At 73.4% G+C, this 21,844-nt stretch carries 20 protein-coding genes and 2 pseudogenes; 11 read left to right on the top strand and 11 right to left on the bottom strand.

What is annotated here, in order from left to right; translation table 11 throughout:
- Nucleotides 1–34 precede the first annotated feature (34 nt).
- The 3 genes from FRAQA3DRAFT_RS00840 to FRAQA3DRAFT_RS00830 all read right to left on the bottom strand — a co-directional run bounded on the left by FRAQA3DRAFT_RS00840 (nt 35) and on the right by FRAQA3DRAFT_RS00830 (nt 3,102).
- A complete protein-coding gene (locus FRAQA3DRAFT_RS00840; protein ID WP_009399255.1) occupies nt 35–865 on the bottom strand; it encodes an enoyl-CoA hydratase-related protein in 831 nt (276 codons plus the stop codon).
- Nucleotides 866–1,267: 402 nt separating this feature from the next.
- Nucleotides 1,268–2,098: an SDR family NAD(P)-dependent oxidoreductase gene (locus FRAQA3DRAFT_RS00835; protein ID WP_009399254.1), complete on the bottom strand. Its 831-nt coding sequence runs from the start codon at nt 2,096–2,098 to the stop codon at nt 1,268–1,270.
- Complete coding sequence (locus tag FRAQA3DRAFT_RS00830) at nt 2,095–3,102, bottom strand: LLM class F420-dependent oxidoreductase (RefSeq protein ID WP_009399253.1); 1,008 nt, start codon at nt 3,100–3,102, stop codon at nt 2,095–2,097. The genes FRAQA3DRAFT_RS00835 and FRAQA3DRAFT_RS00830 overlap by 4 nt, the downstream gene beginning before the upstream one ends.
- 373 nt (nt 3,103–3,475) lie before the next feature.
- Between FRAQA3DRAFT_RS00830 and FRAQA3DRAFT_RS36470 the strand changes: the two genes are divergently transcribed.
- The 5 genes and pseudogenes from FRAQA3DRAFT_RS36470 (at nt 3,476) to FRAQA3DRAFT_RS00820 (ending at nt 7,017) form a co-directional block, all read left to right on the top strand.
- Nucleotides 3,476–4,813 (top strand): CoA transferase, encoded by a 1,338-nt coding sequence (locus FRAQA3DRAFT_RS36470; RefSeq protein ID WP_009399252.1) that lies wholly within the window; start codon nt 3,476–3,478, stop codon nt 4,811–4,813.
- Nucleotides 4,780–4,884: pseudogene (locus tag FRAQA3DRAFT_RS37940) on the top strand (CoA transferase); the annotation flags it as partial. The gene FRAQA3DRAFT_RS36470 and the pseudogene FRAQA3DRAFT_RS37940, both read left to right, overlap by 34 nt.
- Nucleotides 4,885–4,996: 112 nt before the next feature.
- Nucleotides 4,997–5,572: pseudogene (locus FRAQA3DRAFT_RS37935) on the top strand (CoA transferase); the annotation flags it as partial.
- A 73-nt stretch (nt 5,573–5,645) separates the two neighbouring features.
- Nucleotides 5,646–5,813: a hypothetical protein gene (locus tag FRAQA3DRAFT_RS36460; RefSeq protein WP_232291849.1), complete on the top strand. Its 168-nt coding sequence runs from the start codon at nt 5,646–5,648 to the stop codon at nt 5,811–5,813.
- Nucleotides 5,814–6,342: 529 nt separating this feature from the next.
- Nucleotides 6,343–7,017: an ester cyclase gene (locus FRAQA3DRAFT_RS00820; protein ID WP_009399250.1), complete on the top strand. Its 675-nt coding sequence runs from the start codon at nt 6,343–6,345 to the stop codon at nt 7,015–7,017.
- A 40-nt stretch (nt 7,018–7,057) separates the two neighbouring features.
- On the opposite strand, the gene FRAQA3DRAFT_RS00815 is transcribed toward FRAQA3DRAFT_RS00820, so the two are convergent.
- Both FRAQA3DRAFT_RS00815 and FRAQA3DRAFT_RS00810 read right to left on the bottom strand, forming a co-directional pair.
- Complete coding sequence (locus tag FRAQA3DRAFT_RS00815) at nt 7,058–7,762, bottom strand: enoyl-CoA hydratase-related protein (protein ID WP_009399249.1); 705 nt, start codon at nt 7,760–7,762, stop codon at nt 7,058–7,060.
- Nucleotides 7,759–8,706 carry an aldo/keto reductase gene (locus FRAQA3DRAFT_RS00810; RefSeq protein WP_009399248.1) on the bottom strand — a complete coding sequence of 316 codons (948 nt, stop codon included), beginning with the start codon at nt 8,704–8,706 and terminating at the stop codon, nt 7,759–7,761. Before FRAQA3DRAFT_RS00810 ends, FRAQA3DRAFT_RS00815 begins: the two co-directional genes overlap by 4 nt.
- A gap of 431 nt (nt 8,707–9,137) precedes the next feature.
- Here FRAQA3DRAFT_RS00810 and FRAQA3DRAFT_RS00805 point away from each other — a divergent pair, with 431 nt between their 5' ends.
- The gene (locus FRAQA3DRAFT_RS00805) at nt 9,138–9,899 is read left to right on the top strand and encodes a 3-hydroxyacyl-CoA dehydrogenase (protein ID WP_009399247.1); all 762 of its coding nucleotides are present in this window, start codon (nt 9,138–9,140) and stop codon (nt 9,897–9,899) included.
- A 138-nt stretch (nt 9,900–10,037) separates the two neighbouring features.
- On the opposite strand, the gene FRAQA3DRAFT_RS00800 is transcribed toward FRAQA3DRAFT_RS00805, so the two are convergent.
- Complete coding sequence (locus FRAQA3DRAFT_RS00800; protein ID WP_157466970.1) at nt 10,038–11,237, bottom strand: acyltransferase; 1,200 nt, start codon at nt 11,235–11,237, stop codon at nt 10,038–10,040.
- 551 nt (nt 11,238–11,788) lie between these two features.
- Nucleotides 11,789–12,346 (bottom strand): SDR family NAD(P)-dependent oxidoreductase, encoded by a 558-nt coding sequence (locus FRAQA3DRAFT_RS00795; protein WP_051054077.1) that lies wholly within the window; start codon nt 12,344–12,346, stop codon nt 11,789–11,791.
- Between the two features lie 57 nt (nt 12,347–12,403).
- On the opposite strand from FRAQA3DRAFT_RS00795, the gene FRAQA3DRAFT_RS00790 reads away from it, so the two are divergent.
- From FRAQA3DRAFT_RS00790 to FRAQA3DRAFT_RS00780, 3 genes are all read left to right on the top strand, one after another.
- Nucleotides 12,404–13,114 (top strand): PadR family transcriptional regulator, encoded by a 711-nt coding sequence (locus tag FRAQA3DRAFT_RS00790; RefSeq protein ID WP_009399245.1) that lies wholly within the window; start codon nt 12,404–12,406, stop codon nt 13,112–13,114.
- A 134-nt stretch (nt 13,115–13,248) separates the two neighbouring features.
- Complete coding sequence (locus FRAQA3DRAFT_RS00785; RefSeq protein ID WP_009399244.1) at nt 13,249–13,854, top strand: PaaI family thioesterase; 606 nt, start codon at nt 13,249–13,251, stop codon at nt 13,852–13,854.
- 168 nt (nt 13,855–14,022) lie between these two features.
- The gene (locus tag FRAQA3DRAFT_RS00780) at nt 14,023–15,132 is read left to right on the top strand and encodes a PP2C family protein-serine/threonine phosphatase (protein WP_009399243.1); all 1,110 of its coding nucleotides are present in this window, start codon (nt 14,023–14,025) and stop codon (nt 15,130–15,132) included.
- Nucleotides 15,133–15,141: 9 nt separating this feature from the next.
- On the opposite strand, the gene FRAQA3DRAFT_RS00775 is transcribed toward FRAQA3DRAFT_RS00780, so the two are convergent.
- Together FRAQA3DRAFT_RS00775 and FRAQA3DRAFT_RS00770 are read right to left on the bottom strand one after the other, a co-directional pair.
- Nucleotides 15,142–15,726: a MerR family transcriptional regulator gene (locus FRAQA3DRAFT_RS00775; RefSeq protein ID WP_009399242.1), complete on the bottom strand. Its 585-nt coding sequence runs from the start codon at nt 15,724–15,726 to the stop codon at nt 15,142–15,144.
- 52 nt (nt 15,727–15,778) lie between these two features.
- Nucleotides 15,779–17,617 (bottom strand): MFS transporter, encoded by a 1,839-nt coding sequence (locus tag FRAQA3DRAFT_RS00770; protein ID WP_009399241.1) that lies wholly within the window; start codon nt 17,615–17,617, stop codon nt 15,779–15,781.
- A 154-nt stretch (nt 17,618–17,771) separates the two neighbouring features.
- Here FRAQA3DRAFT_RS00770 and FRAQA3DRAFT_RS00765 point away from each other — a divergent pair, with 154 nt between their 5' ends.
- Together FRAQA3DRAFT_RS00765 and FRAQA3DRAFT_RS00760 are read left to right on the top strand one after the other, a co-directional pair.
- A complete protein-coding gene (locus FRAQA3DRAFT_RS00765) occupies nt 17,772–18,419 on the top strand; it encodes a TetR/AcrR family transcriptional regulator (protein ID WP_009399240.1) in 648 nt (215 codons plus the stop codon).
- A gap of 202 nt (nt 18,420–18,621) precedes the next feature.
- Nucleotides 18,622–19,947: a glycosyltransferase gene (locus tag FRAQA3DRAFT_RS00760; protein ID WP_009399239.1), complete on the top strand. Its 1,326-nt coding sequence runs from the start codon at nt 18,622–18,624 to the stop codon at nt 19,945–19,947.
- Nucleotides 19,948–19,977: 30 nt separating this feature from the next.
- Here the strand turns inward: FRAQA3DRAFT_RS00760 and FRAQA3DRAFT_RS00755 are convergent, their stop codons facing one another.
- Both FRAQA3DRAFT_RS00755 and FRAQA3DRAFT_RS00750 read right to left on the bottom strand, forming a co-directional pair.
- Nucleotides 19,978–20,742, bottom strand: coding sequence for an alpha/beta hydrolase (locus tag FRAQA3DRAFT_RS00755; RefSeq protein ID WP_009399238.1), 765 nt, complete (start codon nt 20,740–20,742; stop codon nt 19,978–19,980).
- A 2-nt stretch (nt 20,743–20,744) separates the two neighbouring features.
- Entirely contained in the window at nt 20,745–21,842 is a 1,098-nt protein-coding gene (locus FRAQA3DRAFT_RS00750; protein WP_009399237.1) for an LLM class flavin-dependent oxidoreductase, read from the bottom strand.
- Nucleotides 21,843–21,844 lie beyond the last annotated feature (2 nt).

Raw genomic sequence — 21,844 nt, 5'->3', positions numbered from 1 at the left:
CGGTGGGGCGCCGGTCAGAGCGGTGGGGCGCCGGTCAGAGCGGTGGGACCGCCGGCAGGTTCGGGTAGTCGGGCGCCCGCCCGCCCGCGCGCCCGCGCATCGCCTCGGCGACCTCCTCGGCCTGGAAGGCCCCCGTCTGCCAGGTCGCGATCTGGTCGAGCCCGGCGGCGACGTCGTGGTCGCGGGCGTAGAGCAGGCTCTCCTTGCTGCCCCACACCGCCAGCGGGCTGCGTTCGGCGATCTCGGCGGCGATCTCGCGGACCCCGGCGAGCAGCGCGTCGTGGTCGCCGAACACCTCGTTGACGAGGCCGAGCTCGCGGGCCCGCGCGGCCGGCAGGCGCCGTCCGGTGTAGGCGAGCTCCCGGGCCACCCCGGCCGGGATGAGCGTCGGCAGGCGCTGCAGGGTGCCCAGGTCCGCAGTGATGCCGATGTTGGTCTCCTGGACGACGAAGAAGGCGTCGGCGGTGGCGTACCGCAGGTCGCAGGCGGTGATCAGGTCGAGACCGCCGCCGAGGCAGCCGCCCTGCACGGCCGCGAGCACCGGCATCCGGGCCCGCTCCAGCGCGGTGAAGGCGTCCTGCATCCGGGCGATGAGCCGCTTGCGGCCGGCGTTGGCGCGCGCCGGGTCGCCGCCGGGCAGCAGGTCGGTGTGCTCGAACGAGGACAGGTCCATCCCGGCGCAGAAGTGCCGGCCGGTCGAGGAGATGATCAGGGCCCGCACGTCACCGGCGTCGCTGAGCCGCGCGACGGCGTCGGGAAACTCCCGCCAGAACTCCGGCAGCAGGGTGTTGAGCGCGGCCGGCCGGTTGAGCACGAGCTGGGCGACCCGGCCGGAGACGTCGACCTCGAAGCAGCGGTGGCCCACGGCGGACTCCTTTCCCGGGCCCGTGCGGTCACCCGGCACCCGGCTCGGCGACGCCCCGCGGTGCGCGCCACCGACCGGCGTAGCTCAGAACTATCACATAGTTATCTAGGTTGGGTAGCTCCCTGGCGAGCCGACGACAACCAGCCCATGAATCTTCGAAACCCAGATCCAAATATAGTAAACTAAGTATACTAAGTTCTAGGCAAACGTGCTGCCCCACACCCGGGCCCACACCATCGACGGCGGCAGCATCCCGGCGCCGGCGTCCTCGTGGGCGACCGGCCCCCGGGGGCGCGGCGCAGGGACGACCCCGCCCTGCCGTGGGGCGGGCGACGCCCGCTGACCGCGTCCCCGGGCTGTCCGATCGACCCCCGTGGGGATGTGCCACGGGGGCGGGCGGGGTCAGGACAGGATGTAGCCGCCGTCGACGACGATCTGCTCGCCGGTCTGGTAGCGCGACGCCTCCGAGGCCAGGTAGACGGCGATGCCGCCCAGGTCCGCGGGGGTGCCCCAGCGCCGGCCCAGCAGCCGCGGCAGCGAGCGGGCGGCGAACCTCTCGTCGTCGAGCAGGTCGTCGGCCAACGCGGTGCGGATGTAGCCGGGCAGGATCGCGTTGACCCGGATGCCGTCGCGGCCCAGCTCGACCGCGCAGCTGCGGACCAGGCCGGACAGCGCCGCCTTCGCCGTGCCGTACGCCTGGGTCCGCGCGAAGCCCCGGTGGTTGCCGATGATGCTCGACACCGCCACGAGGCTGCCGCCCGCGCCGGCGGCGACCAGGTGCCGGGCCGCGGTGCGGAAGGTGAGGAACACCCCGTCCAGGTTGATCCGCAGCACGTGGTGCCACTGGTCGAGGGTCAGGTCGGTGAAGCGCATCGGCTCGCCGCCGATGCCGGCGTTCGCGAAGCAGGAGTCGATCCGCCCGAACGCGCCCACCGCCTGCTCGAACGCGTCGATGACCTGCGCCTCGTCGCCGACGTCGCAGCGCAGCGCGAGCACCTTGCCGCCGTGGGCGGCGACGGCCTGCTCCGCGGCGGCGTTCTTGCGCTCGTTCGTACCGAGGATGACCACGTCCGCCCCGGCGGCGGCCAGCGCCTCGGCGATGCCGAGGCCGATCCCGCCGTTGCCCCCGGTGACGAGCGAGACCCGGCCCCGCAGGTCGAAGGAGGCGACGGCCGCCGCATCGGGGCTCGGGCCCGCCTCGGCCGGACGGGCGGTTGTGGCGGGACGGCTCATCGCGTCGCGTCGAGCAGCAGCGGCCACACCGCCGGGTCGGCCTTCCAGGTGTCGTAGAAGGCCGTCCGGGTGTAGATGCCGCTGATCTTCGCGATGAGGCCCTTGCCGACCTCCTCCGGCGTGCCGACGACCGAGAAGGTGTGCAGGATCTCGTCGGTGACGAGGTCGGCCATGCCGTCCCACTCGCCACGCTTGGACAGGTTGGTCAGCTCCGGCTGCAGGTCACCCCAGCCGTGCACGTCGAGGACGGTCTTGTAGGCCGGGGTGGAGGCGTAGAAGGCGATCTGCTTCTTGGTCCCGAAGACCGCCGCCGCCAGCTCCTCCTCGGTGCGCCCGACCGTCACGAAGGACGGCCCGGCGATCGCGAAGCCGTCCAGATCGGCCTTGCCGGCCTTGGCCCGCCCGCGCAGCAGCGCCGGGACGGTGACCTCCTCCAGGTACTTCTTCGTGCTGAACGGGTGGACGAAGAAGCCGTCGGCCACCTCGCCGGCGACCTCGGTCATGCCCTCGCCGACGCCGGCGAGGTACACCGGCGGCGGGCCGTAGGAGTGCGGCTCCGGCGAGAAGAACGGCGTCATGAGGGTGTGGGTGTAGAAGTCGCCGCGGAAGGCGAGCTTCGTGCCGTTCTGCCAGGCGTCCCAGATCGCCCGGGTGGCCAGGACCAACTCGCGCATCCGGGCGGCCGGGTGCGACCAGGTCATCGAGAACCGCTTCTCGATGTGCGGCTTGATCTGCGAGCCCAGGCCCAGGATGAACCGGCCCTCGCTGTACTGGGCCAGGTCGTAGCCGAGGTAGGCCAGCGTCATCGGGGTCCGCGCGAAGGCGATCGCGATCGACGTGCCGACGTTCGCGGTCGACGTCGCGTTCGTCGCCTGCAACGTCTGCAGGAACGGGTCGTGGCGGGTCTCGCCCACCCAGAGGCCGGCGTACCCCTCCTTCTCGATGCGCGCGGCGCTGGCCGGCGTCGCCGCGAGGTCGTCCGACAGGTTTGCGTCGATCTTCATCCGCTCTCCTCCTGATGGCGGGGCCTGTCGACGACCGCCGCGCCCGCTTCATCATGCCGCCCGGACCAGGCAGACGACTGGCCTACATAGTTAACAAAGTGTTCTTTGATGATGCCGGAATGCGACTCGACGTGCGCACCGACCGGCAACCGCGACTTCCGATACGGACAGCACCCGGACGGTTCCCGGGGGTGCTCTCCGACCGGGATCGGCAAGCGACACGACCGGCGGATCGACCGCGACCGCCGGCCATCCCGCCCTCATCAGGTTTACATGGTCTACTAAGTAGACGAAGACAGCTGGCACTCGGGGACCGGAGACCGGCCGCCGGCCGCGGTCGGCGTGCCGGCCACCCGACAACCCCGAGGAAACGGTGGTCGCAGACTCCCCGAAGCAGCAGGACGCCGGCAGGGGTGTTCCCGACCCCGCGCCGCTCGGCGGACTGACCGTCCTGGATCTGTCGACGTCGATGGCGGGAGCGTGGGCTACCCAGTTCCTGGCCGACGCCGGCGCCGACGTGATCCAGATCGAGCCGGCCGGTGGCAGCCCGCTGCGGCGTCAGGCCGCCTGGCCAAGCCTCGCCCGCGGCCGGCGCAGCATCGCCCTGGACCGCACCGACGCCGACCGTGCCGTCCTGCACGACCTGATCCGCGGCGCCGACGTGCTCGTCAGCACGTTGCGGCCCCGGGCCGCGGCCGCGCTCGGTCTCGCGCCCGCCGACCTCGCCGCGCTCAACCCGCGGCTGGTCAGCGCGGCCGTGACCGGCTACGGCACGACCGGCCCGTGGGCGCACGACAAGGGCTACGAGGGACTCGTGATGGCCCGGCTCGGGATGTTCCACATCAAGGAACGGACCGTGCTGCGACCCGGGCCGGCGTTCCCGAGCGTGCCGTTCGCGTCCTGGGGCGCGGCCCAGACCGCGCTGCACGGGATCCTCGCCGCCCTGGTGGAGCGGGAGTCCAGCGGTGTCGGCCAGCACGTCGAGGCCGACCTCGTCCGCGGCGTGATGACCATCGACACCTGGGACTGGTTCGCCCAGCTCATCGGACTGCGCTGGCCGGACGCCTACCCGACGACACTCGCCTTCTCCCCCGACCTCGAACCGCTCGGACCTTTGATCTTCCCGTTACTGATCGCCCCGACCTCCGACGGGTACTGGCTGCAGTTCACCCAGGTGGAGCCGCGGCTGTTCGGCGGGATGATGCAGGAGCTGGGCCTCGCCGGCATGTTCACCGACCCGACGTGGAAGGGGCTGCCGGTGCTGGACTCCCAGGAGCTGCGCACCGAGCTCTGGGAGAGCATGATCTGCAAGGTCGGGGAGCGCAGCCTCGCGGAGTGGAAGGAGGTCTTCGCGGCCAACCCGAACATCATGGCCGAGGTGTTCAACGCCGGTCCGGACGCGCTCGACCACGGCCAGCTCCGCCACGACGGGCGGGTCGTCGTCCTCGACGACCCGCGGCTCGGGCCGGTGCGCCAGCCCTCCACGCTGGTGCACGTCGAGGGCCGCCCGCTGTCCGCCCCGCGCCCCGCGCCGGATCTCGACGAGCACGGCGCGCAGATCCGCGCGGCGCTCGCCGGCGACGCCCCGGCCGCGGCCGGGCGGGGCCCGGCGCCCACCGGCGACGTCGCCCCGACGCAGCTGCCCTGGCCGGGGTCACCATCCTGGAGTTCGGCGTCATGTACGCGGCGCCGTACGGGGCGACGCCGCTGACCGACCTCGGCGCCCGGGTCGTCAAGGTGGAGAGCCTCGGCGGCGACACGATCCGCGGCGTGCTGGAGTTCCCGGAGGCCGGCGGGGCCAAGGTGACGCAGGGCAAGGAGAGCATCTCCCTCGACCCCTCGGTTCGGCGGAGGGGCTGGCGATCGTCCACGAGCTGGCGAAGCGGGTGGACGTGTGCTCCAGCCGTTCCGGGCCGGTGCGGCCGAGCGGGCGAAGGTCGACCAGGCCACGCTCACCGCGCTCAACCCCGACCTGGTGTACCTCAACGCGCCCGGCTACGGCACCGACGGTCCGTACGGGGCCAAGCCGGCGTACGCGCCGTCGATCGGAGCTGCCAGCGGCATCGCCCTCACCGACGCGCCGGACGCGGCCAGCGCCACCGGGTCGATGCGGGCGATCAAGAGCGGCTCCGCCCGGCTGATGGCCGCCACCGCCGTGCCGAGCCTGCAGGGCGACGGCATCGCCGCGCTCGGCGTGGCCTCGGCGATGCTGCTGGGCCTGCTGGCCCGCCGCCGCGGCCGCCCGCTCACGCCGATGACCACCACCATGATCGCCACCGCGTCCCACGCGATGCTCGACCGGGTCGTCGACTACGCCGGCCGGCCCGCGCCGCGCGACGTCGACCCGGACGGCTACGGGCTGTCCCCCCTCTACCGGATGTACGCGGCGGCCGACGGGCGGTACGTCTTCCTCGCCTTCCTCGCCGCACCACAGGAGAAGGAATGGCCGGCGCTGGTCGCGGCGCTGGCCGCGCAGACCTCGGCGCTGGCCGAGCCGCGGTTCGCCACGGCCCGCGACCGGGAGGACCACGGCGACCAGCCCGGTGTTCGACGAGTACCTCCGGATGGACCCGGCGGTGCGCTTCTCCCGCTCGGCCACCCAGGCCAGGGGAGGCTGCCTGGCCGGCGAGCACACCGAGGCGATCCTGCACGAGCTCGGCTACGACGACGCCCGCATCGCCGACCTGCGGGCGCGCGGCGTCATCGGCTGACAGCGAAGATCCGGGCGAGGGCCGGTCCGCCCGGCCGCGGCGGGCCGGAACGCCTCCCGGCGGGGGGCCGGCCGGCCCCCCGCGGCGCCCGCCGCCATGCCGCATTACCTGATTCGCGGGTAGGACGAAGGTGCCATCGCGGGCGACCTTCGACACGCCCGGTGTCCATCGGATGCTGCAGCGGCACGGCCGGACGCCGCCCGGCGCTGGCCGACACTCCCCCGCGGGTGGCGAGGCAGCCACCTGAGCAGGGAATATGCCGGGATTCCGACCGGACCTCGGCGAGCCGTCCGGCGGAGCACGGGATGCTAGCCCGCACCTGGATTACCGCGGGTAGCTGTCCCCGGTCGGACTTTCGCCCCTATTACTGGCCGCCGGCCCATAAATGTAGGATGTTCTTGTCGATCAGTCATCGATGCTCGGGCCGGGACGATTGCCGGCCGAAATCTTCTCCGCAGAGTGGCCGCGAGACGTCCGCGCGGCCACAGATCCCATAATCCCGCGTTTCCGACAATCGGAGGACGACGGCGTGACCGACAACGCCGCGGCAGCTCAGCCGCTGCACGTGCAGGGTCGAGATGCGGTGATCGCCGCATCTCAGGGCGTCACCTGGCGTGACGGAGAGCCCCCCGACTACCACCTGTCCCACCAGACCATGCCGGCGGAACGCTCCGTGCACCACGAGCCCGGTTCGCTGGCGGACATCGTGGAGCGGGTCGTGCAGGTCTTCGAGATGGAGCTGTCGCACAAGAAGAACCCGTCCGAATGGGTCAGCATGGTCGCCGACAAGATCAAGGTCAGCGTCAACGGCGGGCCCCAGGTAGGCAGTGCCGAGCTGGCCGAGCGGGGCAGCTACAACGTCCTGATCGGGGAGAACCCGTACTACTCGGCCAACGACGAGTCCTTCGAGTCATCGCACCACGTGTTCCACGAGGCATTCCCCGGCGGTTTCTTCTGGGAGGTCCTGGAGGTCTACTCGCCGCCGCCCGTGATCACCTTCAAGTGGCGGCACTGGGGTACCTTCAGTGGTCCCTACAAGGGAGTCGAACCGACCGGCGAACGTATTGAGATGTACGGCGTCACGGTGGCCCACGTGACCGACGACCTTCGCCTCACCGAAACACAGCACTTCTACGACAACACCGATTTCCTGGGGCAGCTCGCCCGCGGGCAGCTCGCGCCCAACCCGCACGCCCACCAGTAGGAACCGCACCGCCGGGCGCCGGGCGGGCGCCGCGGTCGTCCTAGGTGGATCGGTCGGCGGCGCCGCTGCGCGCGGCGGCGCCGCCGCGCGCAGCGGCGCCGCGCACGGCCGTGAACCGGTCCCGGGCCTCGCCCGGGTCGACCCGCCAGCCACGGGCCGTGCCCGCCTCCAGGGCCAGCGCTTCGGCCAGCGACATCCCCTCGCCCTCGGCGTGCAGCGCCCAGGTGGCGCCCAGCGCGCGCCGGCTCGCCAGCGCGGCCGCCGCCGCGAGCTCCACCGCCCGGGCCACCACCGCCTCGTGCGCCACCAGCTCGGTCACCAGGCCGACTCCGGCGTGCGTGTCGGCGAAGCGGGCCCGCTCGGAGGCCACCGCGAACGAGCAGCTCAGCAGCACCTCCAGGCCACCGGTGATGCACGGGCCGTTCACCGCGGCGACCACCGGCTTCGTCATCGCCCGCAGGGTCGCGGCCGGGTTGAGCGAACGCACCCCACGCGGCTTCGGACCGGGGCTGAGCGCCTCGGTCAGGTCGACGCCGCCGGTGAACGCGGGATCGGTGCCGGTCAGTACCACCGCGGCCACCGCGTCGTCCTGCTCGGCATCGGTCAGCGCCGCCATCAACGCCTGCCGGGTCGCCACGTTCAGCGCGTTGCGCGCCGCCGGGCGGTGCAGCGTCAGCAGCAGCACCGGCCCACGCCGCTCCACCAGCAGCGGTCCGACCGGCGGGTCCGCCGCCGGGGCACTCACCGGCCCCAGCCCCCCGCCGGACCGCCGGCACCGGCGGTGGCGGAGGAGTCGGCGGCGGTGGCGGAGGAGTCGGCGAAGGTCGCGGCGCCGACGGCGGCCACCTCGTCGTCGGTGAGCGCGACCCAGGCGGCGTCGACGTTGGCGTCGAGATGGCGGATCTTCGACGTGCCGGGGATCGGCAGCAGCACCGGCGAGCGACGCAGCAGCCAGGCGAGCGCGACCTGCACGGCGTTCGCGTCGTGCGCGGCGGCGATGGTGTCGAGCACCGCGCCGAGGCGCTCGCCGACCAGCACCGGCGCCCACGGCAGGAACGCGAGTCCGTCGCGCTCGCAGACGGCCAGCACCGCCTCCGCTGCCCGGTCCCCGGCGTTGTAGCGGTTCTGCACGCTGACCACGTCGGCAAGCGAACGGGCCAGGGCAAGCTGCTCGGGCGTCACGTTCGACACCCCGATGTGGCGGACCTTGCCCTCGCGCTGGAGCTCGACGAACGCCCCCACGGTGTCCTCGTAGGGCACCTGCGGATCCGGGACGTGCACCTGGTAGAGGTCGATGGCCTCGACCCGCAGCCGGCGCAGGCTCGTCTCGCACTCGGCCCGGATGTGTTCGGGCCGGCCCAGCGGCGGCAGGCTCGTCGCCCCCGGGGCGATCTTGCCCGGCCTGAAGCCGGCCTTCGTGGTGATGAGCAGGTCGTCGGGATACGGGTACAGCGCCGCCGCGATGATCTCCTCGGATTCGCCGTAGCCGTAGATGTTCGCGGTGTCGATCAGGTTGACGCCGCGCTCGTACACCCGGCGGGTGAGCGCCACGGCCTCCGCGCGGTCGCGGACCCCTTCGGCGTTGCGGGCGCCGGAGATCCGCATCGCGCCGAAGCCGAGACGGCGCACGGTGTGGCCGGCCAGTCCGAACGTGCCGGTCGCGGTGTCGTCGAGGGTGCGATGAGTCATGTCTCGATCACGAGCCTCTCGTTGGCGAGATGGCGGCGGGTCCGGGGCTGTTCGCCCGACAGCGGCACCGAACGGGGCGATGTGGGACCGTACGTCAGGTGGTCGACGGTTCGTTCGCCAGCCCGCGCGGCCCGTCCGGGGCGGCGTACCGGCGGGTGCCGCCGCAGCCGCGGGACGATCCGCCGCGGCGGGCCGCAACGTTCCGAGGGACACGGTGCACACCCCGCCATTAGAGCACTAAGTTAACTAACAGAACATCGGTTCCGGCCCACCTGCCCGCCCTCCGGGGCGACAACGGCCGAAACGATATAGTTCACTGTTTACACCTTTATTGGCTCCAGTCGTCGCCAGCCACGCCTGCCGACGATCGGGCCGCCGCACCACCCGGCCTGGCCGGCCCTCGGGCCCCCGTCCTTCGGAGAGGAACTCACGTGCAGATCGCGGATTCAGTCGCAGTGGTGACCGGCGGGGCGTCCGGCCTCGGCCTCGCCACCGCCACCCGGCTCGTCGACGCCGGCGCGAGCGTCGTCCTGCTCGACCTCCCGAGCTCCAACGGCGCCGCGGTCGCGGAGAAGTTCGGCAGCACCGTGCGCTTCAGCCCCGGCGACGTCACCTCCCCCGCCGACGTCACCGCCGCGCTGGATGCGGCCGCCGAGCTCGGCCCGCTGCGGATCGCCGTCAACTGCGCGGGCATCGGCAACGCCGCCAAGACGCTGGGCAAGGAGGGGCCGTTCCCGCTGGAGATCTTCGAGCGGGTCATCCGGGTGAACCTGATCGGCTCGTTCAACGTCATCCGGCTCGCGGCCGAGCGGATCAGCCAGGCCGAGGAGACCGAGGGCGAGCGCGGCGTCATCATCAACACCGCGTCGGTGGCGGCGTTCGAGGGTCAGATCGGCCAGGCGGCCTACTCCGCCTCCAAGGGCGGCATCGTCGGCATGACCCTGCCGATCGCCCGTGACCTGGCCAACCTGAAGATCCGCGTGGTCACCATCGCCCCCGGCCTGTTCGACACCCCGCTGCTCGCCTCCCTGCCGGAGCCGGCCCGCGTCTCCCTCGGCCAGCAGGTGCCGCACCCCTCCCGGCTGGGCTCCCCCGACGAGTACGGCCTGCTCGCCACCCAGATCATCGCCAACCCGATGCTCAACGGCGAGACGATCCGCCTCGACGGCGCGATCCGGATGGCGCCCAAGTAGATCGCCAGACCCCGCCGGGCGGCCCCCGGGGCGGCCGCGCATGCGACCGCCCCGGGGGATCGATCCGGCCGGGATCGACCGGCCGCCTGGAGCGCCGTCCCCGGCGGGAACCGTCGAGACGCCGCACCCCCGGCCCGGCTAGGCCACCGGCCCGGAGGCGACGGCGGCCCGGCCGGGGCTGCGCTGGGCGGGGACCACCGGGCTCGCCGCCCACCTCGGCCGCCGCCGCTGCGCCGGCCGCTCGACCAGGTAGTAGGAGCCGGCGGCGAGCACCGTGCTCAGCGCGATCGCGATCAGAACCTGCCCCGGCTCGCCGACCCGGTCGCCGAGCCGGTCGCGGACGGTGCCGGCGACCGGGAAGTGCCACAGGTAGAACCCGTAGGAGATCCGGCCGAACCAGGCCAGCGGCGCGCTGCCGAGCACCACCGCGAGCGGGGCGTCGCGGCACCGGTCGAGGGACACCACGACCACCCCGGCGAGCAGCGCGACGCCGGTGAAGCCGCCCAGGTCGAGCACGGTGATCCCGTCCCCGGGCTGGGGAGCGGTGGCGGCGAGCACCGCGAGCGCCGCCAGCGCCACCGGCCCGGCGACCGCCAGGATCATCCCGGACGCGCCGCGCGGGCGCGGGCCGAGTTCGGCCAGCCGCACCGCCCCGGCGAAGCGCCGCAGCCGGGCACTGCCCGCGTCCGCCGGCCCCGGCAACCTCGGCCCGGCCCACCCCCAGGCGGCGAGACCGGCGCCGACGAGCAACGCGTCGGCCCGGGTGTCCAGGCCGAAGTAGATCCGGGCGTCGCTCACCCCGGCGGCGATGAGGACCTCCCGCCAGACGAACACGACGACCGCCGCGGCCGTGAGGATCGCCGGCAGCCGCCGCCGGGCCGCCGGGCGCCGGCACAGCAGGACCAGCACCGCCGGCCAGATCAGGTAGAACTGCTCCTCCAACGACAGCGACCAGGTGTGGCCGAACCACGCGCCGCCGGAGTCGGGCCGGAACACCCGGTAGTAGTTGTTGACGTAGAGCAGCGAGCTGACCGCGTTGTCGAGGAAGTCCCACTGGTCGGCGCGGCTCTTCAGCGCGACGACGAGCACCGCGCCGACCGCGACGAAGACGCCGAACGCCGGCAGCAGCCGGAAGGCTCGCCGCACATAGAACCGCGTCAGGGAGACGGTGCCGGTGCGGTCCCGTTCGGCCAGCAGCAGACTGGTGATGAGGAAGCCGCTGAGCACGAGGAACACGTCGACGCCGAGGAACCCGCCGGACAGGGCGTTCAGGTGGAAGCCGAGCACCGCGAGGACGGCGAGCGCCCGCAGCCCGTCGAGCGCCGGGTTGTAACCCATGGACCTCGGCGAGGCGGAGCGCTGCCCGACGCCACGGGCGGCCGTGGTCCCCGCCGCGTCCCGGCCTGCGCGACCACCGCGAGCCCGGCCGACGCCGGGCACGGCCTCCTCACAGGCTCCCCCAACCGGCGGCTCGGCGGCCGGCGGCTCGGCGGCCCGTGGAACCCCCGGCGACCTCCCGGATTCAGGCATCATTCCCCCACCCCCAGGACAGAACGATCTGGTTCGCGCGGCGCCCGCCGGCGCGGGCCTCGGCGCTGTCACGACCGCAAACCAGCAGCTCAACCGGTTGTGTGCGGCGCAACACAAGCGGAACTCTAATGGCACGTCACCACCGAACGGGCGCGGTCCGGGCGGAACACGCCCGAAGGGCCCGGGGGCACCACCGCTCGGATGAGAGCCCACCCGCCGTCACGATCCGCGCCGCTACCGGCGCGGCGCGGATGCATCGCGTCGCGTTGTGAGTCGCTTTCGTTCCGTCCGTCAATACGTTGGGCAATCGACGGCTTACCGCGGTTCCAGGAAGTTTCAGTGGATGAGGGGTCCGTCCACTACCTGCGGCCACCGGCCGGCATGCGGAGGCCCTGAAGCCCGAGCATGCGGGCGATGAGCCGGTCGCGGGTGCGGGTCGGCAGGTGGGCGAGCACGCCGACGAGCCGGGCGTCCCGACCGGCTGGGTAGTGCGGCCGGGGACGGCGGGCCAGCGTCGCCCGCACGATGACCCGGGCGGCGGTCTCGGCGGGGGCGTTGCGCTGGCGGGCGAGGGCGCCGGCCACCGCGTCGAGCTGCGGACGGTACAGCGCGATCCGGTCCGGCTCGGTGTCGGCCAGGGCGTCGGCGGCCGCCGCGGCCGCCGTCGCGAAGATCGGCGTGTCCATCGCGCCCGGCTCGACGACGACCACCGGGACGTCCCAGGGCGCGAGCTCGACCCGGGCCGCCGCCGACAGCGACTCCAGCGCGGCCTTGCTTGCCGACACGGCCCCGGCGTGGGCGACCGCGACCCGCGCCGTCGGTGCGCTGATGTTGATCAGGCGGCCGCAGCCCTGGCGCAGCATCGGTAGGAACGCCTGGGTGACCAGGACCGCCCGCTCACGACCGGCCGATTCCACTGATCCTCCTGGCATAGGTATCCCCAGACCTGTCATCAGCAACATGTACAAAGTGACATGTCTAGTTTTGAGGTGAGGGATGGCGCGTGTCAACAGGCCCTGCCCACCGGGCAGACCGGGACGCTGGTCCGCCGGGAGTGCGACCGGCGGCAGCGAGATGAGGCGGCGGCGATGTCACTGCGGCACGGCCTGCTCGGCCTGCTGGCCGAGGGCCCGGCCAGCGGATACGACCTGACTCGACGGTTCGCAGAGCTGCTCGGCCAGGTGTGGCCGGCCCGGCACCCGCAGATCTACGCGGAGCTCGCCCGCCTCGCCGAGGCCGGATTGATCGAGGTGGACAGCCACGGGCCTCGCCAGCGCAAGGCCTACCGCATCACCGACGCGGGGCTGGCCGAGGTGCGCCGCTGGCTCACCGACGACGAGGTCGACCACACGCTGCGGATGGAACCGCTGCTGCGGTCGGTCTTCTTCTGGCTGATGGAGCCGGCGGACCTCGCCGCCCATCTGGAACGGGAACGGCGGTACTACAGCGGCACGGCCGCCGCGATGCGCACGTACGCCGGGGCCAAGGACCGCGGCGAGTTCGGCACGAGCGAGCAGACCCGGTCACTACGCATCGCCGCGGAGGCCGGCATCCGCCTGTTCGAGGCGCTCGCCGAGTGGGCGAGCTGGGCCGAGCAGCACGCCGCCGAGCACCTCGCCGCCGAGCACCTCGCCGACCATCCGACCGAGCCGTCCGAGGGCCCTGCGGGATCCGAACCGGCGTGACCGGCCAGACCGGACCGCCGCCGTGCTGTGCCGGACATCTCGCCCCGAGGGCGGGCATCCGGGCATCCGGGCAGGCGAAGGTGGAGCGGGAGACCGCGACGCGGGGCGCACGGCCTGAGAACGGGAGGGACACGGTGGCAGACGGCAGAGGTTCCGGCAGCGGCGAGGAGCTGGCCGCGGAGCACCGCGAGTTCGTCGAGCTGATCGAGGCGTTGCGCGCGGCGCAGGACACGATCACCGGTGCCCACCCGCCCGAGGACGTCGCCCGCAAGGCCCGGGAGGGTCTGGAAGAGGTGACCCGGCTGCTCGCCCCGTTCACGGTGGGCGAGTCCGAGCAGCTCGCCGGCTACCTGACCTCGGTCCCCGGGCACGCCCAGGCGCTGGCGCCGGCGTTCCAGGTCGACGAGAGCAGCACCGAGCATGTGCGGGGCCGCCTGGTGCTCGGGCGCTACTACCTGGGCGGCAACGGCGCGGCGCACGGCGGCAGCCTCCCGCTGTTCTTCGACGACGTGCTGGGCAGGCTGGCGAACGCCGGCGGCCGGGGCACCTCCCGCACCGCCTACCTGCACGTCAACTACCGCAAGATCACGCCGATCGGCCCGGAGCTGCAGGTCGAGGCCCACGTCGACCGGGTGGAGGGCCGCAAGCGCTTCGTGGTCGGGACGATCCGCGACCCCGAGGGCGACGTCACCGCCGACGTCGAAGGACTGTTCGTGGCGCTGCGCCCCGGCCAGCCCTGATCGCCGCCACCCACCCGGCGCACCCCGGCTGAGCTGGGCTTCTGCTTCAGCCCCGCGGCGAGGGGGTATGCGAGGCAGCATGAGGCACGACCGCGGCGGGTGTCCCCGTCGGCCGCCCTGCCCGGGCCGGGGCGGGCCCGTCCCCGGGCGGGGCGGTGCCGCGCTCTGATGCCGCACCCCGGCGGGCGTGTGCTGCGGCGCTGGTTCACCCCGCTGCTGCCGCTGCTCATGCTGGCCGTGGTCGTCGGGCTGCAGCTCGCCAACCGGGAGTGGACCGTCCTGGAACTGGCGGTGCTCAGCCCGATGCTCGCCGCCACGTCCGGCGGTCCCCGCCTCACCGCGCTGTACGGGCTGCTGGCGATCGTCGCGGGGATCCTGCTGGGCCTGCACGACGACCTGTTCGAGCAGGCCGGCGGCGGCGCGAGCGCCCAGGTGGTGCGCCTGGGCGGGGTGGCGGTCGGCGGCGTGCTGGCGGTGCTGGTCAGCCGGTACAACACCCGGCGGGAGACGAAGCTGCAGAACGTCACCCGGGTGGCGGAGGTGGCCCAGCAGTCGATCCTCGCCGCGGTGCCGTGCTCGTCCGGGGGCCTGCGCTTCGCGGTGCGGTACGAAAGCGCCGCCGCCGAGGCCAGGATCGGCGGGGATCTGTACGAGGTCGTCGACACCCCGTGGGGCACCCGCCTGCTCGTCGGTGACGTCCGCGGCAAGGGCCTCGACGCGGTGCGCATCGCCAGCCGGGTGCTCGGCTGCTTCCGGTTCGTCGGCCGGCAGGCGGACGACCTGCCCGCGGTGCTGGCCGGTCTGAACGCCGAGGTCGCCGAGATCTGCGGGCTCGACGACTTCGTCACGGCGGTGGTCGGACAGGTCGACGACCGGCGGCTGTGGCTGGCCAACGCGGGCCATCCCGATCCGGTGCTGGTGCGCGGCGGTCGGGCGAGCCTGCTCGGCGTCGCGGCCCGCCTGCCGCCGCTGGGCCTGCTCACCGACGCCAAGGACACCGTCGAGAACACCATCGAGGTCACGCTGCGGCCCGGGGACCGCCTGCTGCTCTACACCGACGGCATCACCGAGGCCCGCGACCCGGCGACCGGACAGTTCTTCCCGCTGCTGCCCGCGGCGCAGGCGGCCCTGTCCCACGGCACGCTGGAGGAGTCCGTCGCCGATCTGGTGGACCGGGTGCGGGCCTGGACCCGCTCGACGCTGAACGACGACGTGGCCCTGCTGGCCGCCGAGCTGCCCCGCCCCGCCGGCCGGCTGCGCCGAGGCCCACCGCCCTGACCCGCAGGGTCAGGAGGAGCGGGCGACGGCGCCGTCCCGGAACCGGTTCATCCGTTCGAGCCGCTCGTCGATCTCGTCGCGGAAGGCCGCGAGACGGCTGATCTTCTCGTCGATCTCGGTGCGGAGCTTCAGGTACGCGGTCTCGCCCTCGGACAGCAGCCGCAGCCGGTCACCGTCGTCGGAGGCGGCGTGGAACTCCACCCGGACCTGGGCGAGCCGGTCCTCGTAGGCGAGAATGGTCCGGATCTCGTCCAGGTTGAAGCCGAGCAGGGTCTGCAGCTCCCGGATCCGGCGGACCCGGGCGAGGTCGGAGTCGGCGTAGAGCCGGTTCCCGCCGGAGGTCCGCCCGGACGGGGTGAGCAGCCCCACCTCCTGGTAGTACCGCAGGGCCCGCACCGAGACCCCGAGCTCCTGCGCGGCCTGGCCGATGCCGCACAGCTCGCGCGCCGCCTTCTTCGTCCCGTCCTTGTCACGCACCCCGCGATTGTTTCTCACGTTCGCGCCGGCCGGCGCGGCACCGTCGGGCGGCGTCGCCCGGCCGGACCGCGCGGGCCGGCCGGGCGGCGCCTCCTCGTCGTCGACGGTGTCGCCCATCGGATGTCAGGACCTCTCGGGGGCTGGGATGTGCCGGGTCAGGGGCCGGACCTTATCGTTCGGCGGCCAGCGTGCCGCCGTCCGCGGGCAGGGCGCTGCCCGCGCCGTCCTCCATCGCCGCGACGTCGCCGGCGCCGGCCAGGCCCTCGCCGACGTCCTCGCGCAGCGTGCGGCGCGCATGCGGGGTGTCCTTGCCACGCAGCCAGGACAGCACCGCGCCGAGCGCGCAGGCGATGGCGGCGAAGTAGAAGGCGAGGTGCAGGCCGTCGCCGAACGGACCGGAGATGAGGTTCGGGAAGAACGAGTGCCCGGTGAGGAACTCGGCCCTGCTCGGGTCGAGGGAGTTCAGCGTGTCCGGGCCGAGGAGCTGCTCGGTCGGGTTGATGCCGAGGAACGCGGAGAACAGGCTGCCGATCGGCGGCAGGTTCGCCAGCTCGTGGGCCTTCGACGGGTCGACGCCCTGGGCGGTGAGGCCGGAGAACATCGCGTCCGGCAGGCTGGAGGCGAGGCCCAGCACGATGACGGTGAAGAACACGCCGATGGACAGCACGCTCGCCGAGTTCTGGAACGTGTTGAGCATCCCGGCCCCGGCGCCGCGCTGGTTCGGCGGCAACGTGTTCATCACGGCGGTGGTGTTCGGCGCGGCGAACAGGCCCATGGACAGGCCCATCAGCAGCAGGATGGCCGCGAACGCCACGTAGTTGAAGTCGATCGGGATCACGTTGAACAGCAGGAACGCGACGGCCGTGGTCACCAGTCCGATGGTGGCGAACGGGCGCGCGCCGTAGCGGTCGGCGAGCCGGCCGGCCACCGGTCCGGAGAGCAGGAAGCCGACGGTGAGCGGGATCATGTAGATGCCGGCCCACAGCGGCGTCCGTTCGAAGCTGTAGCCGTGCAGTGGCAGCCAGATCCCCTGCAGCCAGATTATGATCATGAACTGTAGGCCGCCGCGGGCGAGCGCGGCGAGCAGCGCGGCCAGGCTGCCCATGGTGAAGGCCCGGTTGCTGAACAGTTCCAGCTTGAACATCGGGTCCGGCGAGCGCAGCTCGATCACGACGAACCCGATCAGCACGGCGAGCCCGCCGAACATGCAGACCAGCACGAACGGCTTGGTCCAGCCCATCGTGTGGCCGCCGTAGGGCTGCAGGCCGTAGATGATGCCGGTCAGGATCGCGATGAGCCCGATGGCGAAGGTGATGTTGCCGGCCCAGTCGATCCGGGCCTGGGTGCGCACGCCGTTGTCGCGCAGCTTCAGGTAGGCCCAGACCGTCCCGAAGATCCCGAACGGCACCGACACCAGGAACACCAGGTGCCACTCGACCGGGGCGAGCAGGCCGCCCACCAGCAGGCCGAGGAACGACCCGGCGATGGCCGCGACACCGTTGATGCCCAGCGCCAGTCCACGCTCGTTCTCCGGGAACGCGTCGGCGATGATCGCGCTGGAGTTGGCGAACAGGAACGCGCCGCCGATGCCCTGCCCGACCCGCATGATGATGATCCACAATGCGGCGGTCGTGCCGTGCATCCAGGTGACGGCCAGCAGGATCGAGAACACGGTGAAGACCGCGAAGCCGAGGTTGTACATCCGCACCCGGCCGAACATGTCGCCGACCCGGCCAAGGCTCACCACGAGCACCGACGTGACCAGCATGAAGCCCATCAGGGTCCACAGGAAGTACGAGGTGTTCCCCGGGGCGAGCGGGTCGACCTCGATGCCCCGGAAGATGTCCGGAAGCGCGATGATCAGGATCGAGCTGTTGATCGTCGCCATCAGGATGCCGATGGTCGTGTTCGACAGGGCGATCCACTTGTAGTTGTCCGAACCGGACACGGTGGGGACGTCATCGGCCCCGGGCGGCGAGGTGCCGGCGGTGGTGTCGGAAGTCGTCACGGCTGGAAGGCTAGTGCCTCCATCTCACGTCAGCGGTAGATGTGATGCAGCTCATAGTGGGCGCGCACACAAACGGGAACCTTCCGCGCACCGCCACTTCCGCCCCACCACCTCTGACGTGCACACGACACGCTTGGGCGACGAAATCGGCGGTATGGTCCATACCGTGAATATGGAGCCGACGCGGACGTACCGCCAGCGCCGCCGGGCCGAGACCACCGACGCGAACACCGAGCGGATCCTGCGCGCGGCCACCGCGCTGTTCATCGAACGATCGTTCGACCACATCACCCTGCCGGCGGTCGCGGAGCGAGCCGGCGTCGGCCTGCAGACCGTCATCCGCCGGGTCGGGACCAAGGACGGCCTCGTGCGGGCCGTCAACGGCTGGATCGTGTCGCAGATCGACGCCACCCGCGGCGGCCCGGGCGACGACGGCCCGGCCGGCGACGACCTGACCGGGGTGACCGACCGGCTGGCCCGGCACTACGAGCAGTGGGGGCGGATCACCGAACGCACCCTGCACCAGCAGGACGCCTCCCCGGCGCTGAAGGAGAGCGCCGACGCCGGCCGGCGGGCCCACCGGGAGTGGATCGAGGCGGTGTTCGCCGCCGATCTCGATCCACTGCCCCCCGCCGCCCGGGACGATCTCGCCGGCCGCCTCGCCGCGGTCTGCGGCGTCGAGCTCTGGCTCGTCCTACGCCGTGACCAGGGCCTGTCGGTGGCCGCCGCGCGCGCCGCCGTCGCCGACCTCGCCGCCGCCTGCCGCCACCGCGCCCGTCTTCCTGCTTATCCAGAGGGATGAATCGGGCGCGCAAGCCTCTGGATAAGCAGGAGATCGTCCGCCAGACCGGCCGGTGACGGCAGCCGGCGACGGCGGGCCCCGGCGACGCCCGTCCCCGATACCCCCGCAGCCTCGACCCCGCCGCCGTCCCGATTCCCACCGTGAGCCGACGGCGGGATGCCGCGCGTCCTCATCCGCTCCCCCACCCCACCAGGAGACCGTCATGACGCGTTACCTCGTCCACTGCTCCACCGCCGCGGGGCATCTGTTCCCCCTCGTCCCCGGCCTGCTCGCCCTGCAGGAACGCGGCCACGACGTCCGGCTGCGCGTCGGCGCCGCGCTCGTCGACACCGCCCGGCGCGCCGGCCTCACCGCCGAGCCCCTCGACCCGCGCATCGACGAGATCGCCGTGCGCGACGACGCCGCCGGCAGCGGCGCCGACCAGCTCCGGCTGGCCCTCGCCGGGCTGATGGCCCGCGGGCCGCTCGAGCGGGCCGACCTGAGCGCCGCGATCGACGCCGTCGACCCCGACGTCGTCCTCGTCGACACCAACGCCTACGGCGCCGCGGTGGCCGCGCAGGCGTCCGGCCGGCCGTGGGCGATCACGCTGCCGTCCCTCGTCGCGCTGCCGGGACGCGGCATCCCGCCCTACGGGCTGGGCCTCGCCCCGGCCCGCGGGCCCCTCGGGCGGGCACGGGACCGGGTGCTGTGGCCGTTGGTGATCCGCCAGTACGGCAAGGCGATGCTGCCGCCGCTCAACGAGCTGCGCGCCGGGGCGGGCCTGCCCGCGCTGACGAACCCGCTGGAGCACTTCCTCGGCGCCGATCGGCTGCTGGTCCTCGCCGGCGACCCGCTGGAGTACCCGCGGGTGGACGCGCCGGCGAACGTGTGCTTCGTCGGCGCCCAGGTCTGGGACCCGCCCGCGGCGGTGCCCGACTGGCTGGCCGAGCCGGGCGACCCGTGGGTGCTCGTCACGATGTCCACCGACTACCAGGGCGACGAGCGGCTCGCCGAGGTGGCCGTCGAGGCGCTGCGCGACGAACCGGTGCGGGTGCTCGTCACCCTCGCCGACTCCCACGGCCGCGTCGACCTGCCGGCGGCGGCCAACGTGCGGGCCGAGCGGTTCGTCCCGCACGGCCCGGTGCTCGCGCGGGCGGCGGCGGTCGTCTGCCACGGCGGGATGGGCATCGTGCACAAGGCGGTGGCGGCGGGGGTGCCGATCGTCGCGGTGCCGTTCGGCCGCGATCAGCCGGAGGTCGCCCGCCGGGTGGTGCAGGCCGGCGCCGGGGTCAGCCTGCCGGCGAAGCGGCTGACGCCCGAACGGCTGCGCACCGCCCTGCATGCGGCGCTGGCCGGCCGGGCGGGCAGCGCCGACGCGTCCCGCCGGCTGCGAGCCTTCGCCGGGAGCCCGTCCCTCCCGAGCGGCGGGTTCGATCCGGCCCGTGGGCCGGCCGGGCTGGGCGGGGCGCGCTTCGCCGCCGCGGCGCAGCAGCTCGCCCCGCTCGCCGCGGCAGACGGGGACACCCCGGTGGCGATCACGGCGAGGTGAGTGCTCGACGTCCGCGGACCGGCGCCGACCTCACCAGGCGCTGGACTCCACCACGGTGATCGGGGTCAGGGGCGGGTCGTTGCGCAACGCCTCGAGGAAGGTGACGACCTCGGCGGCGACCGAGCGGTGCTGCGCGTCGTTGAGGACGTCGTGGTGCGCGCCGCGCACGACGGTGAGCCGGGCCTTCGGCAACGCCTTCGCCGCGCGGGCGAGCGCCTCGCGGTCGGCGAAGGGGTCGGCGTCGCCGACGAGCAGCAGGTGCGGCAGGTCGACGGTGCTGCCGTAGGCGAGGTCGAGCAGCGCGGAGGGGACGGCGCCGGCCAGCGCCCCCCGCCGCACGGCCGGATCGTCGCTGAGCACGCCACGATGGACCGGGCAGTGCGAGCGGAGGTCCAGTTCGTCCTCCCACTCGCCGGTGGCACGTGCGCCGTAGCCGGGCAGCCCGGCGAGGACGACGGCGTCCGGCCACCAGGTGGCGTCCGCCGGCACCCGCGCGGCGAGCGCGGCGAGCGCCACCGCACCGGTGTCCGCGCCGACCAGGACGAGCGGGCGGGCCGGCTCGTCGGCCGAGGCGACCGCCTCGGCCAGCCGGGCGGCGAACCGCTCGACCGAGCCGGCCGGGTCGGCCGCGTCGATGACCGGGGCGTCGATCACCCGCACCCGGTAGGCGTCGGCCGCGATGCGGCTGGCGAAGCGCCGGTAGACGGCCGGGCTCTCCCCCCGGCCCGGCACGACCAGGACGGTGCCGCGAGTGCGCAGCCCCGCGGGGGCGGTGACGTCGAGGTGGTCTGTCATGGTCAGACTCCTGCCAGTGCGGGCTCGGCGGGGGATGCGGGTTTCCAACCCAGGGCGGGCGCGACTTCGGTGGCGATGAGCTCGAGCGCCCGGATCGCCGCGTCGTGGTCGACGACCGCCGGGTTGAACTGGGCGATCAGATCCGTGGCGACCGGCAGCACCTTCTCCTGCCGCAGCTGCGCGACGATCTCCTCCGGGTGGCCGTAGAAGGAGTGGTACCGGCGTAGCGCCTCGTCGGTGTCGATCCCCTTCGGGAAGGCGCCGCGCTCGGCGCCCCGTTGCGCGGCCGCGAGCACGTCCGGCCCGATCTGGGCGAGCGCGGTGCGCCTGTCGGCGGCCGGGAAGATGAACCGGGACAGCCCGATGCGGGGCACGCGCGGCCGGTCCCACGCGGCGAGGTACGCAGCGGCCCAGGGCCGCTGCACGGTGTCGGTGGGCTCGTCGTAGCCGTAGGCGGCGCGGTTGAGCAGCAGGTTCGAACCCACGGCCGCCGCGTACTCGGCACCCGGGCCGCTGAAGACGCCCTGCCAGATCCGGTCGGTGAAGTCCCGGGCCGGCGGCTGGATGGTGAAGCCGGGGGCGCCGACCTCCTCGTTCGCGAGCGCCTTGCGCAGCACCGCCAGCCCCTCGCTGGTGAGCTCACGCCGGCGGCCCACGTCCCGGCCGAAGGCGGCGTACTCCAGCTCGCTGCCGCCGCTGCCGACGCCGATCTCGACCCGGCCGCCGCTGAGCGTGTCGACGACCGACACGTCCTCGGCCAGCCGGACCGGGTCCTCCAGCGGCAGGATCGTGATCGCGGTGGCGAGCCGGATGCGCCGGGTGCGCGCGGCGGCGTAGGCGAGGAACGTCCAGGGTGAGGGCAGCCCGCCGCCGCCCAGGGACACGTGGTGCTGGGCGACCCAGCCGACGTCGAAGCCGAGCTCGTCGGCGACGACGAACAGCTCCTGGGCATGATCGTAGGTGGACGCCAGGTCGCCCGGCCCCTGGACGTGGGTGAGGAAGCCGAGCCGGAAGCGCGGCGAAGCAGGGCCGTCAGTGGCAGGGCCGTCAGTGGCAGGGCCGTCGGGAGCGGGGCTGCCGAGGGCTGGGACGTCGGTCATGT

Origin of the sequence: Frankia sp. QA3, assembly GCF_000262465.1 — a bacterium.
GTDB lineage: Bacteria > Actinomycetota > Actinomycetes > Frankiales > Frankiaceae > Frankia.
The sequence above is the reverse complement of the archived record's forward strand: the minus strand, read 5'-3'. Positions and strand labels throughout refer to the sequence as shown.

Coding starts and splice junctions, on each gene's coding strand:
- FRAQA3DRAFT_RS00835 (WP_009399254.1), bottom strand. CDS start 2,098: ATGAGCCGTCCCGCCACAACCGCCCGTCCGGCCGAGGCGGGCCCGAGC.
- FRAQA3DRAFT_RS00830 (WP_009399253.1), bottom strand. CDS start 3,102: ATGAAGATCGACGCAAACCTGTCGGACGACCTCGCGGCGACGCCGGCC.
- FRAQA3DRAFT_RS00810 (WP_009399248.1), bottom strand. CDS start 8,706: ATGACTCATCGCACCCTCGACGACACCGCGACCGGCACGTTCGGACTG.
- FRAQA3DRAFT_RS00800 (WP_157466970.1), bottom strand. CDS start 11,237: ATGGGTTACAACCCGGCGCTCGACGGGCTGCGGGCGCTCGCCGTCCTC.
- FRAQA3DRAFT_RS00790 (WP_009399245.1), top strand. CDS start 12,404: ATGTCTAGTTTTGAGGTGAGGGATGGCGCGTGTCAACAGGCCCTGCCC.
- FRAQA3DRAFT_RS00780 (WP_009399243.1), top strand. CDS start 14,023: ATGCCGCACCCCGGCGGGCGTGTGCTGCGGCGCTGGTTCACCCCGCTG.
- FRAQA3DRAFT_RS00775 (WP_009399242.1), bottom strand. CDS start 15,726: ATGGGCGACACCGTCGACGACGAGGAGGCGCCGCCCGGCCGGCCCGCG.
- FRAQA3DRAFT_RS00765 (WP_009399240.1), top strand. CDS start 17,772: ATGGTCCATACCGTGAATATGGAGCCGACGCGGACGTACCGCCAGCGC.
- FRAQA3DRAFT_RS00760 (WP_009399239.1), top strand. CDS start 18,622: ATGACGCGTTACCTCGTCCACTGCTCCACCGCCGCGGGGCATCTGTTC.
- FRAQA3DRAFT_RS00755 (WP_009399238.1), bottom strand. CDS start 20,742: ATGACAGACCACCTCGACGTCACCGCCCCCGCGGGGCTGCGCACTCGC.
- FRAQA3DRAFT_RS00750 (WP_009399237.1), bottom strand. CDS start 21,842: ATGACCGACGTCCCAGCCCTCGGCAGCCCCGCTCCCGACGGCCCTGCC.